Here is a 14,128-nt window from a genome sequence, read left to right on the forward strand (position 1 = left end):
GAACAGCGCTCAGGCGAGGGTGTGGGACGACACAGGGCTCAGGCGAGGTCGTGGGACGAACAGCGATCAGGCGAAATTGTGGATCGAACAGCGCTTCAGGCGATGGTGTGGACGGTTTCGCCGGCGACCAGCGAGACACCGATTTCGAGTTGTTGGATGGCGTTTTCGCCGTCGAGTTGATTGGCCAGAAGGCGAATGACCCCACGGCCAATGGCTTCGCGATCAACCCTGACCGTGCTCAGGCGCGGATTGGCCATGCCGGCAATCGGCAGATCGTCGAAACCAACAATGGAAAAGCCCTGCTGCATGGGCGAATCCTGCCCCAGGAGGGCCTCAACCATGCTGACGGCAACGCCGTCGTTCCAACAGAACACCGCCGTCACATCATATTCACCAGCCAGCAGTGAGGCGAGCAGATCCTTGCTGGAGTGCTCGTTGGAAATCACCACAATGCCCTCAACGCCGGGGTTTGCGGCGATGGCCGCCTCAAATCCGCGCCGGCGTTGCAGAATGGTGGGACGATGGCGATAGGTATAGTGCAGGATCTTGCGGTGCCCGGCGTCAATGAGGCACTGCGTAGCCTGATAAGCGCCATAAAAATTGGCTGGCGAAACCGAATTGAAGCGCATCTGCGGGTCGTTGCCATTGGCCAGAACCAGCGCCGTCCCGGCCTCCTGAGCCCAGTGCGCAATATCTTCGTCCGGGTCAATACCGGCCAGGATGACGCCATTGGCACCGGTTTTGGAAACCTGACGCCGGATGAAGTCGAGCGTCACCATATCCTCGTTGACCAGCCGGACATCGAGAACAATGCCCGCCTCCTCGGACTGGGCCCGCATGCCTTCGACAATACCGTGATAGAAGCTGGCCAGGCTCCCCATGGCGCTGTTCAGCGGCACTAGCGCCAGGGCGCGCTTGTCCAGCTTGCCCAGGGTCGGCGGGTGCTTGCTCTTGTAACCCAGCATCCGGGCCATACGCTGCACATCGGCGCGGACCGCCTCGCTGATGCCAATTTCATTGGCCAGCGCCCGCGATACGGTCGAAACCGAGACGCCCAGCTTTTCAGCGATATCGGCCTGACTGGCGCGTTTGCCCGATGCCATTGGGTTTCCTCTTCTACCCTTCTACGCAATATTTGCGTTTCTTGAGTAAAGCAAGGCCATATGCAAATGCTGGACGAGATCTACCCTGCACACGGGCCCCACGCCAGGGCCGCTTAGATGAACAGGTTATAAAGAGCAAAAGAGGCATAACCGCACCGCTTGACGCTGATCGCGATTTCCAGCATTGATCGGCGCGTCGCGGGTGTAGCTCAATGGTAGAGCAGAAGCTTCCCAAGCTTACGACGAGGGTTCGATTCCCTTCACCCGCTCCAACTCCTCGCAGTTCAGGATTTTCGCTTCGGGTTTGACTGGTTGGACCGGTGAATTCGTGGAGAACCTAGGTGGCCCAGCCTTCGAGGGTGCCCATGCGTTTGCTGGCTGTGGGCCAAGCCAGTTCGGTGGTTCGGGCGATCAGGGCCTCGACCAGCGCCAGCATGGCGCCATTGGCGTCCCAGGTGCGGCCGGATTCGGTGCGGCAGGGCAGAACGTGTTTGGCGTGGCGCGAGACCGGGCTGACCCATTCATCGGTGATCAGCACGATGTGGGCGCGCTTGCGGGCCAGTTCAGCAGCGGTTTCCAGCAGGTTGTCATCGTAGCGACGGACATCGAAGAGCACCGCGAGATCGCCGGGGCGGACGTCGATCATCTGATCGGCCCGGGTGGCGATACGGCCATCGAAGCGGCTGACGGCTGGCCGGATGATGCGCAAATGGGCCTCGAAATAGCCGGCCAGAAAATCGGTGAAGCGGCCGCCGGCCAGGTAGCAGTGGCCCTTGCGATCCGCCAGTTTCTGACACACGGCTTCAAATTCCCAGTTGGGAATGAGCTGGATGGTCTCGCTGGCCCGCTGCGCGGCCTGATTGAGATAGGCGGACAGAAATCCTTCTTCATCGGACACGGGCAGGAGGGCGGGACGCTCAAGCGGTGATTTGGAGCGCTGTTCCAGCTCCTCGCGCAGCGCCCGCTGGAACTCGGGATAGGACTTGAACCCGAGCTGGGCCACGAAGCGAACCACGGTCGCCGCACTGACTTGGGCGCCCGAGGCAAATTCGGCCACCGGCGCAAGGCCCAGAAGCGGATAGTTACCCAGCAATCCGCGTGCCGCCTTGCGGCCCGCGCCGGTCAGGTCTCCGTGCAGATCGTGGATGCGCGCCGCAACGGTCTTGCCCTCCATCGATGAACCTCACGTTTCAGCATTGACAGTTTTTCAGTTTGTGGAACTACTGTTACAGAAGTTAATCGCTCAGGCGTAGAGGGAAATGCACGCAGCAGGCGAAAACCCGGTTCTGGTCAGCAATGCCGAGGGCACCTCGCCTTTCGTGCTGGTCTGCGACCATGCCTCGCGCCGTATTCCGGCACGCTATGGCGACATGGGATTGAGCGAAGCCGAGCGGGTCAGCCACATCGCCTGGGATCCGGGCGCGCTCGCCGTCTGCCAATCGCTGAGCACCCTGCTCGATGCGCCCCTGGTGGAATCCACCGTGTCCCGGCTGGTCATCGACGCCAACCGGGACCTCGACGCCCCGGACCTGATCTGGACGCTGTCGGAAGCGACCCATATTCCGGCCAATGAGGGGCTTTCGGCTCAGGAACGCCAGTTCCGCATCGAGACTTACCATCGGCCCTATCACGACGCGGTCGAGACGGTTTTGAACCAGCGTGATGCGGCGGGCCGCGAGACCACGCTTGTGTGCATGCATTCGTTCACGCCGGTGTTTCTGGGCCAGCACCGACCCTGGCCAATCGGGCTCATCCACGGCAAGGACCTGACGTTCACGCGCGCCTTGCAGGGCGCCCTGGCAGCGGATGATCCGAGCCTCAACATCGGCTGGAATGAGCCCTATGCCGCCCTCAACGGGGTGACGCTGACGCTGGAAAAGCACGGCGACGGGCGGGGTATTGCCGCGACCATGATCGAAATCCGCAATGATGAAATCGGTACCGCTGCGGGCGTGACGCTATGGGCCGAACGGTTGGCGCGCAGCCTTGAGCGGGCCCGGCAAGAGATCAAGGGACTATAGACGCACCATGCAGACCAAGAGCTTAGAAGGACCCCCGTTTTGCCCGGACCGATAAAGCTCTTTGTCAGGGTGGTTGATCGCATCAACCGGGCGGTGGGGCGCGTGGCCATGCTGCTGCTGTTCGCCATGGCCGGTGTGCAGCTGGCCTCGACCTTTTCGCGCCTGTTCTTCGGCGTGCCGATCAACTGGGCGCTGGAGATGACCCAGTTCATGCTGGCGACCTATTTCCTGCTCGGCGCCGCCTATTCGCTGCAGGAAAACGCCCATGTGCGCATGGACCTGCTCTATAGCCGGCTCGATCCGAAGCGGCGCGCAGTGACCGACGCAATCACCATCGGCTTTGTGATCTTTTATCTGGTCGTGCTGCTGCGTGGCGGCTGGTCGAGCACCGAATATGCCGTGGTTTACGGCCAGAAGAACTATAGCGCCTGGGGCCCGCTGATGTGGCCGGTCAAATCGCTGATGACGCTGGGCATCTTCCTGATGCTGCTGCAGGCCATCTCCAATTTGTTCAAGGACATCGCCACGGCCATGGGGAGGCCCATGGCATGACCTCGGAGATGATCACCATCTTCATGTTCGCCACCATGCTGGTGCTCATGATGACCGGCCAGCGCGTCTTCGGCGTCATCGGCTTTGTCGGCTCGGCGGCGGCGCTGTGGCTGTGGGGCAATGGGGCGGTGGAAATGCCGTTCAATGCGGCGATCCAGGTGCTCAACTGGTATCCGCTGATCACCGTGCCCTTCTTCGTGTTCATGGGCTACATGCTCTCGGAAAGCGGCATCGCCTCGAACCTTTATCGCATGTTCCATGTGTGGTTCGGCGGCATGCGGGGCGGGCTGGCGATCGGGACCATCGGGCTGATGGTGCTGATCTCGTGCATGAATGGCTTGTCGGTGGCCGGCATGGCCATCGGGGCGACCGTGGCGCTGCCCGAATTGCTGCGACGCGGCTATGACAAGATCATGGTGACCGGCGTGGTCCAGGCCGGTTCGGCCCTGGGCATTCTGATCCCACCCAGCGTGGTGCTGGTGCTTTATGCGATGATTGCGCGCCAGCCGGTGTTGCAACTGTGGCTCGCCGGGATTTTTCCAGGCCTGCTGATGGCGGCGCTTTTTGCCCTCTACATCTATATCCGCTGCCGTATTCAGCCCGAGCTGGCGCCCGTGCTGCCGGCCGAAGAGCGCGAAAACCTCACCACGGCGGAAAAGTTCGCCCTGGCCCGCGCTGGCGTTTTGCCGCTGGGCGTGTTCGGGCTGATGATGGGCCTGTTCCTGACCGGCGTGACCAGCCTTGTCGAAAGCTCGGCAGTGGGCGCGTTGCTGGCAACGCTGGCGGCGCTTTTCTCGCGGCGGCTGAGCTGGGCGGTGCTGGAAAACTGCACGCGCAACACGCTGATGATCTCGACCATGTTCCTCTGGATCATCATGGCAGCCCTCTGCTTCTCGTCGGTCTATGACGGGCTGGGAGCGATCAAGGCGATCCAGAACCTGCTGCTCAACACCTGGGAGCTCGACCCCTGGATGATCCTGATCGCCATGCTGGCGAGCTTTATCATCCTTGGCATTTTCCTCGACGACACGGCCATGCTGGTGATCGTGGCGCCGCTCTATATTCCGCTGGTGATCTCGCTGGGGTTCAACCCGATCTGGTTCGGGATTCTTTATACGATCACCTGCCAGATCGCCTATATCACCCCGCCCTTTGGCTATAATCTCTTCCTCATGCGCGCCCTGGCGCCGCCAGAGATTTCGCTGGCCGATATCTATCGCTCGATCACGCCATTCTTCTTTTTGATGGTGCTTGCGATGATCATCATCATGATTTTTCCTGAAATTGCGCTCTGGCTGCCCCGCGTCGTGACCGGGCGGTGAGACGAAAGCGAGCAAAGGAGTTCGACGTCGATTTTGCGAGTGGGTTTTCGAGCCGAAGCGGCCGCGGGTGCAAGTGGCACCGCTTCGGGCACATCAAGGAAAGGGATATCCTGACATGACCGATACGACCAAGATTACGAAACGCGAATTCTTCAAAAGGGCGGGCCTGGCCACGGCTGGTGCCGTGGGTGCAACCACGCTCGCCATGCCGCATGTAAAGGCCCAGGCACCGATCAAGTGGCGCCTGCAGACCTATGCCGGTCCGGCGCTGTCCGAGCATGTGGTGGGCAATGCCATCGAGTGGTTCAACACCGCCGCCAATGGCGAGATGGAAATCGAGCTCTATACCGCCGATCAGCTGGTGCCGCATGGCGAGCTGTTCCGCGCCGTGCAGCAGGGCACAATCGACGCCGCCCAGAGCGACGACGACTCGGCGGCAGCGCCAGTCGACGTCAAGGTGTTCGGGGCCTATTTCCCGCTCGCCTCGCGCTACTCGCTGGACGTGCCGGCGCTGTGGCACTGGCGGGGGCTCAAGGAAATCTGGGAAGAGGCCTATGCCGAAATCCCGGACGTGACCTGGCTCTCGACCGGCGCCTGGGACCCGTGCAATTTCGGCACGACCAAGCCGATCCGCAGCCTTGCGGACCTGAATGGCCTGCGGGTTTATACATTCCCGACGGCCGGCCAGTTCCTCGCCAAATATGGCGTGGTGCCGGTGTCGCTGCCCTATGAAGACGTGGAGCCGGCGCTGCAGACGGGCGAACTCGACGGCATCTGCTGGAGCGGCACGACCGAGCTGCACACCGTGGGGTGGGCCAATGCGCTCAAATATTATCTGACCAATCCGCTCTCGGGCGCCTGGGCCGGATCGTATTTCGTCAACACGGCCAAGTGGAACGAAGTGCCGCCGCATCTCCAGCAGCTCTATCGCATGATGATCGACAGCTCGCACTATTATCGCCAGCATTGGTATTGGGCGGGCGAGGCCAAGTTCCGTATCGAAGGCAATCTCGAATTGACGACGATCCCGGCCGCCGAATGGGCCACCGTCGAAAAGGACGCACTGACCTTCTGGGACGAGATTGCCGGCCAGAGCGAGCGCAGCGCCCGCGTGGTCGAAATCATCAAGAAGTACAATGCCGACATGGAGCTGGCCGGAGCGCCTTATCGCTACAGCTAAGCCGATCTCCCCGGCCGCGTGGGCGCGGCCGGGCCCTTAGATTCCTGGAGATGGAAATGGCCGCCTATAGTCTTGCCGAGCTGAAAAAGGACGTTGCCGCCGGGCGCATGGACACGGTGCTCGTCGCGTTTCCCGATATGCAGGGGCGCATGATCGGCAAGCGGTTCCAGGCAGAGTTTTTCATCGAGGTCGCCGAAGACGAGACGCATGGCTGCGACTATCTCCTGGCAGACGACATCGACATGGAGCCTGTGCCCGGCTATGCGGCGGCCAATTGGGGCAAGGGCTATGGCGATTTCGTCATGAAACCGGACCTTTCAACGCTGATGAAGGCCAGCTGGCTCGAGGGTACCGCAATTGTCCTGTGCGATCTGTCCGATCATCACCATCACCAGCCAATTCCACACAGCCCGCGCGCCATATTGAAGCGCCAGATCGAGCGGCTGGCGGCCATGGGCTTTACGGCCAATGCGGCCACCGAACTGGAATTTTATCTGTTCGACGAGGATTATCGCACGATCAGCGAGAAGGGCCATGCCAAAGCCCGGACCGCCGGCGACTATATCCAGGACTACCATATCTTCCAGACCACCAAGGAAGAGGGCGTGATGCGCGCCCTGCGCAAGCATTTGCAGGCCTCGGGCATTCCGGTGGAAAGCTCGAAGGGCGAATGGGGACCGGGGCAGGAGGAAATCAACGTCAAATATGCCGATGCGCTGACCATGGCCGACCGCCATGTGGTGCTCAAGAACGCCACCAAGGAAATCGCCTGGGCCGAGGGCAAGGCCGTGACCTTCATGGCCAAATGGGATTATGGGCTGGCCGGATCATCGAGCCATATCCACATGTCGCTGGCCGACACAGCAGGCAAGCCGCTGTTCGTCGACGCCACGGATGCGCGGGGCATGAGTGATTTGATGAAGCATTTCATGGCCGGCCAATTGGCCTATGCACGCGACATCACCTATTTCCTGGCGCCCTATATCAACAGCTACAAGCGCTTCCAGAGCGGCACCTTTGCACCGACCAAGGCGATCTGGAGCCCCGACAATCGCACCGCCGGTTTCCGGCTTTGCGGCGAGCATTCCAAGTCCATCCGCGTGGAATGCCGCATCGGCGGGGCTGACCTCAACCCCTATCTCGCCATTGCCGCGCTGATTGCCGCCGGCATCAAGGGCATTGAAGACAAGCTGGTGCTCGAGCCAGCCTTTGTGGGTGATGCCTATGTCACCGAGCAATTGCGCGAAATCCCCAAGACCCTGCGAGAGGCCACGGACTGGCTCAATCGCTCCACCATGCTGGCGGAGGCCTTTGGCGCGGATGTGGTGGCCCATTACGCCCATACCGCCGAGTGGGAACAGCTTGAATATGACCGCCGGGTGACCGATTGGGAGTTGAAGCGCGGGTTTGAGCGGAGCTAGCTCTGGCGACCTGCCACCGAACCGCCGTGTATGTACAAGAGGCCAAAAATGACCGAGACGGTCAAAATCATCTCGCCGGTTGACGGCAGCGTCTATGCCGAGCGCCCGCTGGCGTCGGGCAGTGAAATCGAGGCGGCAGTTGTGCAGGCGGGGGCCGGCCGGCTCGCCTGGGCGGCAACCACCATTGCCGAGCGGCAGAAAATCCTGACCCATTTCGTCGATGCGCTGGCGCTGATGAATGACGAAATCGTGCCCGAACTGGCCTGGCAGATGGGTCGCCCGGTTCGCTTTGGCGGCGAAAAACGCGGCGTCGAAGAACGCAGTCACTATATGATCGCGCTGGCCACCGAGGCGCTGGCGCCCTCGATGCGGCCCGCAAAGGAAGGGTTCACCCGCTATATCACCCGCGAGCCACTGGGCACTGTGATGGTAATTGCCCCATGGAATTATCCGTTCCTGACGGCGGTCAATTCCATCGTCCCGGGTCTCATGGCGGGCAATGCGATCATCCTCAAGCACGCCAGCCAGACGCTTCTGGCCGGTGAGCGTTTTGCTGCCGCTGCCGCCAGTGCGGGGCTGCCGGCGGGCCTGTTCCAAAACCTGGTGCTGGGCCATGCCGATACCGAAAAGCTGATCGGCTCGGGCAAGATCGACCATATCAATTTCACTGGCTCGGTGGAGGGCGGGCGCCGGATCGAGCGGGCTGCCGCAGGCACCTTCGCGACGCTGGGCCTGGAGCTTGGCGGCAAGGACCCGGCCTATGTGCGGGCCGATGCCAATCTGGATTATGCGGCCGAGAACCTTGTCGATGGCAGTTTCTTCAACTCGGGCCAGTCCTGTTGCGGGGTCGAGCGCATCTATGTGCACAAGGACGCCTATGACGGCTTTGTGGAGCGTTTTGTCGAGCAAGCCAGGGGCTGGACCCTGGGTAATCCGCTCGATGCCGACACGATCATTGGCCCCATGGCGCGCGGCAGCTTTGCCGACCATGTGCGCCAGCAGACCGAAGAGGCCGTGCGCGGCGGCGCGACGCGGCACCTCAACTGGGGCGACAGCCGCGACGTGGCTGGCTCGCCCTATCTGGCGCCAGAAGTGCTGACCGGGGTCAATCACCAGATGAGCGTGATGCGCGAGGAAAGCTTCGGTCCGGTCGTGGGCATCATGAAGGTGGCCGACGACGCCGAGGCAATTACGCTGATGAATGACAGCCCCTATGGGCTGACGGCGTCGATCTGGACCGATGATCTGGACGCAGCGGCCAGCATTGGCGCCCAGGTCGAGACCGGCACCGTCTTTGCCAATCGCTGCGACTATCTCGACCCGGCGCTGGTCTGGACCGGGGTCAAGGACACCGGCAAGGGCGGTGGCCTAAGCGAAATCGGCTACCAGAATTTGACGCAGCCGAAAAGTTTTCATCTGAAGCGGGTGTGACCACCAGCATCACCCCCACCGCAATGTCACCCCGGCCTTGAGCCGGGGCCCATCCCGCGATCTCAGTTTGGATCCCGGCTCAAGGCCGGGATGACACCGAGTTCGGGACGCTACCGAGAGCAAACGAGGCCACAATGACCAAAGCCAATTGGAACTACCCTACCAGCATGCGTTTTGGCGCCGGGCGCATTGCCGAACTGCCCGAGGCTCTGAAGGCGGCGGGGATCAGCAAGCCCCTGCTGGTGACCGATGCCGGGCTGGCGGCCTTGCCAGTGACGCAGAAGGTGCTGGCCGATCTCAAGAGCCAGGGTATCGATGTGGGGTTGTTCTCAGAGGTGAAGCCCAATCCGATCTCGGCCAATGTTGAGGCCGGCATCGCCGTCCTTCGCTCTGGCGGCTATGACGGAGTGATCGCCTTTGGCGGCGGCTCGGGGCTCGACACGGCCAAGGTCATTGCCTTCATGGCCGGGCAGACGCGGCCGATGTGGGATTTCGAAGATGTGGGCGACTGGTGGACCCGCGCCGACCCCAAGGGGATCTTCCCCATTGTTGCCGTGCCCACCACGGCCGGCACCGGCTCGGAAGTAGGCCGCGCCGGGGTGATCACCGATGAGCTGACGCACACCAAAAAGGTGATCTTCCATCCCCTGATGATGCCCAGGGTGGTCATTGCCGACCCCGAACTGACCGTGGGCATGCCCAGGTTCATCACGGTGGGCACCGGCATGGATGCGCTGGCCCATTGCCTGGAGGCCTATTGTGCGCCCGGCTATCACCCCATGGCGGATGGAATTGGCGTCGAAGGCATTCGGCTGGTGTTTGAAAACCTGCCCAAGGTGGCGTCCAACCCCAATGATGTCGAGGCGCGCGGGCATATGATGAGCGCGGCTGCCATGGGGGCCACGGCCTTCCAGAAGGGCCTGGGCGCCATTCATGCGCTGAGTCACCCGGTCGGGGCGCTTTATGACACTCACCACGGCATGACCAATGCAGTGTTCATGCCCTATGTTCTGTTGGTCAATCGACCGGCCATCGAGGACCGCATCAAACGGCTTGCCGCCTATCTGGGGCTGGAGCCGAGCTTTGAGGCCTTCATGGCGGCGGTGATCAAACTGCGGTCCGATCTGGGCGTGCCCCACACGCTCAAGGATTTCGGCGTCGATAACGCGCAGCGCGCGCTGATCGGCGACATGGCCATTGTCGACCCGACGGCCGGGGGCAATCCCGTGGAACTCACCAAGGACCGTGCCCTCGAGATTTTCGATCGGGCCATGGCGGGGCAGCTTTAGGGTCCGCGCGCCCGAAACACTGCTCACCCCGTCGACAGCGGCCGGCTTGAAGGCTATTGCCAAGCGTGTGGCCAGAAGTGCGGGAGGCGACGGATTGTTGGCAAAAGCAGACCCTATGCGGTCTTCTGGCTGGGTCATTGCGATCAGCCGCCTGCTGTTTCTCGGTCTGCTGCTGATGCTCTGGTGGCTGGCGTCGATCCATGTCAGCCGCAATGTCATTCCGAGCCCGCTCGAAACGGCGCTGGCTGCGGGGCGGCTGTGGTCGGAGGGCCGATTGGCTGGCGCGCTGCTGGCCAGTCTTGGGACCTACCTGGGCGGATTTGCGCTGGCGATTGCGGTGGCACTGCCGCTGGGCATTTTCATGGGCGCGTTCGGGCTGCTGGGGCGCACGCTGGAAATCTATGTCTATGCGCTGGCGGCGACGCCGCGCGTCGCCTTCATTCCACTGATCATTGTGCTGCTGGGGTTGGGGATAGAGGCAAAGCTGTTCGTGGTGTTTCTGGGCGCGGTCATGCCGATTATCATCAATACCTATGCCGGGGTGCGCCAGGCCGATGCTGACCTGGTGGAAATGGCGCGTTCGACCGGCGCAGGCCGGGCGCGAATTTTTCGCGCCGTGGTGCTGCCCGGCGCGGTGCCCTATATTCTCGCCGGCCTGCGCATCGGCGCCACGATCGGGCTCATCAACACTGTGGTGGCCGAACTCTATACCGCCGTCAGCGGCCTTGGCGGCCTTCTCGCCCTTTATGGAAACAGCTTCCGCATGGCCGAGTATTTTGTGGTCGTCCTGACCCTGTCGGCCATCGGCGTCGTTGTTACCGAAATATTGCGCCTAGTTGAAACCCGCCTGACGCGCTGGTCAGCATAACCATCCTGATATTGGACCTTTCGCCCATGCCTATGCTCCTCAAAATGCTGTGCGCCCCACTGGTGCTGATTGGCCTGCTCACCACGCCGGCGCTGGCCCAATCCGACGCCCCGTTTCGTCTGATCGTGACCCATCTGGAGCCGCCTTTGGTGCCCAATTCGGTGATGGATCTGGCTGTGTCGCTGGGCTATTTCGCCCGCGAAGGCGTCAATGTGGAACTGGTGCGCGTGCAGCAGACGCCGTCGGCCCTGGCCGCGCTGCAATCGGGTGATGGCGAGATGGCCAATGTTGGCGTCGATGCCCTGCTTCAGGCCATTGCCGCCGGCGCCAGTGACCTGCGCGCTGTGGCCTCGCCCAACAAGTCCCTGCCCTTCCTAATCGCGGCGCAGAACGCGATTGGCTCGGTTGACGAGCTGGCAGGCGCGCGGTTTGGCGTCGGCCGCGTGGGCAGCCTTGACCATTCGCTGTCGGGTCTCGTGCTCGAAACGCTTGGCGCCGATATCGAGGCGACCCAACTGGTGGCGCTGGGCCAACCCAATGTGCGCGCCCAGGCGCTTATGGCCGGGCAGATCGACGCCACGACCATGTCGATCGGCACCTGGATCAGCCTGCCCGAGACCGACACGCTGCATGTTCTGGTGGACCAGGACGCCTATTATGCCGCCGCGCCGTTGATCAACAAGGTCAATGCCGTGCCCGGCGCGGTGCTCCGGGAGCGCCCCGATGATGTGGCCGCCGTGTTGCGGGCGCTGATCCGCATCAGCAGGGACTTTGCCGCTGACCCGGACCTGTGGGTGAACGCCATGGCCGCGGCCCTGCCCGACACCGACCGCGGCGTGCTGGAAAACCTGGCCCCGGACTTTGCGTCCAGCTGGAGCGTCAATGGCGGCATGAGCGCCGCTGCCTTGGGCTACACCGCCAGCTGGCTCTATGGCACGGCAGACTTCGCCGGTTCGGCGATGCCGCCGCTTGAAAGCTGGGTGGATTTTGGACCAGTGGACGCGGCGCTCGCCAGCCTGGGCGTCACGCAAAACCAGGACCCCGCCGACCGATGACCGAGACGCGGACCAGCCCGGCTTCTGCTGCGGCCTATCGACCGACTGGCCGGGCCATCCGCTTTTCCGGGGTGAGCAAGGGCTTCGCCGCGCCTAAAGGCGCCCGCACGACTGCGGTACACGCCATAGATATTGAGGTTCCGTCGAGCCAATTCGTTGCCATTGTCGGCCCATCCGGCTGCGGCAAGAGCACGCTGCTGCGGCTGGCCGACGGGCTGATCGACCCCGACACCGGTGCGGTGACCATTGGCGGCAATGCACCGGTGCCCGGCCCAGACGTCGGCATGGTGTTTCAGAATTTCCGGCTGATCCCCTGGCGCAATGTGGCCGACAATGTGGGTTTTGCGCTGGAAACAAGTGGGCTTGGTACCGGCACGCGGCAGCGGCGGGTGGCCGAACAGCTGGACAAGGTCGGGTTGGCGCAATGGGCGCAGCACTATCCCGCCCAGCTCTCGGGCGGCATGCGGCAGCGTGTGGCGCTGGCGCGGGCGCTTGTGGGGAAACCCGATGTGCTGCTCATGGATGAACCCTTTGCCAATCTCGACGCCCAGACGCGCGAGCTGATGCAGGAAGACCTGCTGGCGCTCTTTGAAGCGCAGCGGCCCACGGTGCTGTTTGTGACCCATAGCGTGGACGAAGCGCTGCTGCTGGCCGACCGGGTGATCGTCATGGGCGCCGGAGCGGTGCTGGATGACATCCTGGTGGACCTGCCGCGACCCCGCATCCCCGACGCGGTACGGCAAATGCCCGCCTATATAGCGCTGCGCGCTCATCTCTGGACCCAGATCCGCCGGCTGGTTCTGGCCGAGCCGAGTTCGGCATTCTTTGGACGTCACGGCACCGTCCAAGCCTAACATCGAGACTGACCGCGCCCCGTTAAAACAATATTCCGCACCGCCGCTTACGTATTTCTCCCTCTTGGGGGAAATACAAATGCCATTTGCTGTTCTCAATGTCCGTCCGAGCCGGCAGAAGTCGCTTTCCGTGGTACGCATCGACAATCGCAACAAGGATTTGGCGATCAACAGTATCGGGCGCAATGTCCTGCTCTATGCTCCAAGGGACGAACCGTTGAACGGCTATTTCGGCAAGGCGGAGGTGGAAGAAGTCCGGCTCGATACGGCGCAGCGCCGGTTCATGTTTGTGCAATTGGGACAAGTCGAGACCTTTGCGCGCAGCATCCGCCTCGAACACATCCCCGAACCGCTCGAGTCGCTGGCCTATCGGGCCGATGGGAGCGTGGCTTTCAGCTATTTCTCGACCGGCATCAGGCGCCTTTCCAGCATCGACAAGGCGGCCATCGCCCGGCTCGAGAGCGCCCTGGCACAGCCGCGCGGCTTTGAGGCGCCTATGGGGGAGCCCCTGCGGAGGGCTCCGGCGGTTGGGCCGGCGCTGCGTCGGATCGACAGGAAAATGGCCATGCGGGACGCACAATTGCGCTGGCAGGTGCTCGAGCTGTACGGTTCGACCTGCGCCGTGTGCGGAAGCGGCTTTGCCGACGCCGAACGCGGATTGTATGAGGTCGAAGTGTGCCATTTGCAGGGGCTGCGTCATGGCGGCCCCGATAGCATCACCAATGCCATGCCGATGTGCCGAACCCACCATTGGGCCTATGATGCGGGCCTGTTCACACTCGCGCCCACCGGGCCAATCCTTGTCAGCAATCGCATGACGCCGGACCTGAGAACGCGGTTCAACGGCCGCAGTCGCGCCTGGTTTCCTGAGCCGATATCGGTACGGCCGGCGGCGGCACACCTGCTGTTTCACCGCGACATGGTGTTTCAGCGCTAATCCTTTGAGGGAAGCGCTTGGGACGTGTCGGCGCCGGACGCTGGAAAGCAAAAAGCCCCCGCTTTTTGGGCGGGGGCTTTTTGTGATTTGGTTCG

Annotated in this window: 13 protein-coding genes and 1 tRNA gene; 12 read left to right on the forward strand and 2 right to left on the reverse strand. The window is 62.5% G+C overall.

The window, feature by feature from the left end; all coding sequences use genetic code 11:
* Positions 1–95: 95 nt before the first annotated feature.
* Positions 96–1,103, reverse strand: a complete 1,008-nt coding sequence (locus NIM87_RS17575; RefSeq protein WP_254676025.1) for a LacI family DNA-binding transcriptional regulator — start codon at positions 1,101–1,103, stop codon at positions 96–98.
* Positions 1,104–1,301: 198 nt separating this feature from the next.
* Between NIM87_RS17575 and NIM87_RS17580 the strand changes: the two genes are divergently transcribed.
* Positions 1,302–1,375, forward strand: a tRNA-Gly gene (locus NIM87_RS17580).
* A 65-nt stretch (positions 1,376–1,440) separates the two neighbouring features.
* Here the strand turns inward: NIM87_RS17580 and NIM87_RS17585 are convergent.
* Positions 1,441–2,277 (reverse strand): MurR/RpiR family transcriptional regulator, encoded by an 837-nt coding sequence (locus NIM87_RS17585; RefSeq protein WP_254676026.1) that lies wholly within the window; start codon positions 2,275–2,277, stop codon positions 1,441–1,443.
* An 85-nt stretch (positions 2,278–2,362) separates the two neighbouring features.
* Between NIM87_RS17585 and NIM87_RS17590 the strand changes: the two genes are divergently transcribed.
* From NIM87_RS17590 to NIM87_RS17640, 11 genes are all read left to right on the forward strand, one after another.
* Positions 2,363–3,124, forward strand: a complete 762-nt coding sequence (locus NIM87_RS17590) for an N-formylglutamate amidohydrolase (protein WP_254676027.1) — start codon at positions 2,363–2,365, stop codon at positions 3,122–3,124.
* 39 nt (positions 3,125–3,163) lie between these two features.
* Positions 3,164–3,676, forward strand: coding sequence for a TRAP transporter small permease subunit (locus tag NIM87_RS17595; RefSeq protein WP_254676028.1), 513 nt, complete (start codon positions 3,164–3,166; stop codon positions 3,674–3,676).
* Positions 3,673–4,998, forward strand: coding sequence for a TRAP transporter large permease (locus NIM87_RS17600; RefSeq protein WP_254676029.1), 1,326 nt, complete (start codon positions 3,673–3,675; stop codon positions 4,996–4,998). The genes NIM87_RS17595 and NIM87_RS17600 overlap by 4 nt, the downstream gene beginning before the upstream one ends.
* Before the next feature lie 115 nt (positions 4,999–5,113).
* Entirely contained in the window at positions 5,114–6,178 is a 1,065-nt protein-coding gene (locus NIM87_RS17605) for a type 2 periplasmic-binding domain-containing protein (RefSeq protein ID WP_254676030.1), read from the forward strand.
* A gap of 56 nt (positions 6,179–6,234) precedes the next feature.
* Entirely contained in the window at positions 6,235–7,599 is a 1,365-nt protein-coding gene (locus NIM87_RS17610) for a glutamine synthetase family protein (protein ID WP_254676031.1), read from the forward strand.
* Positions 7,600–7,647: 48 nt separating this feature from the next.
* Positions 7,648–9,030 carry an aldehyde dehydrogenase family protein gene (locus NIM87_RS17615; protein ID WP_254676032.1) on the forward strand — a complete coding sequence of 461 codons (1,383 nt, stop codon included), beginning with the start codon at positions 7,648–7,650 and terminating at the stop codon, positions 9,028–9,030.
* Between the two features lie 134 nt (positions 9,031–9,164).
* Positions 9,165–10,319, forward strand: coding sequence for an iron-containing alcohol dehydrogenase (locus NIM87_RS17620; protein WP_254676033.1), 1,155 nt, complete (start codon positions 9,165–9,167; stop codon positions 10,317–10,319).
* Positions 10,320–10,434: 115 nt separating this feature from the next.
* Positions 10,435–11,187: an ABC transporter permease gene (locus tag NIM87_RS17625; RefSeq protein ID WP_254676034.1), complete on the forward strand. Its 753-nt coding sequence runs from the start codon at positions 10,435–10,437 to the stop codon at positions 11,185–11,187.
* Between the two features lie 26 nt (positions 11,188–11,213).
* The gene (locus tag NIM87_RS17630; protein WP_254676036.1) at positions 11,214–12,242 is read left to right on the forward strand and encodes an ABC transporter substrate-binding protein; all 1,029 of its coding nucleotides are present in this window, start codon (positions 11,214–11,216) and stop codon (positions 12,240–12,242) included.
* A complete protein-coding gene (locus NIM87_RS17635) occupies positions 12,239–13,096 on the forward strand; it encodes an ABC transporter ATP-binding protein (RefSeq protein WP_254676037.1) in 858 nt (285 codons plus the stop codon). The genes NIM87_RS17630 and NIM87_RS17635 overlap by 4 nt, the downstream gene beginning before the upstream one ends.
* 79 nt (positions 13,097–13,175) lie before the next feature.
* On the forward strand, positions 13,176–14,033 hold the full coding sequence (locus NIM87_RS17640) for an HNH endonuclease (protein WP_254676038.1): 858 nt from the start codon (positions 13,176–13,178) through the stop codon (positions 14,031–14,033).
* Positions 14,034–14,128 lie beyond the last annotated feature (95 nt).

The organism is Devosia ureilytica, from assembly GCF_024273195.1.
Classification (GTDB): domain Bacteria; phylum Pseudomonadota; class Alphaproteobacteria; order Rhizobiales; family Devosiaceae; genus Devosia; species Devosia ureilytica.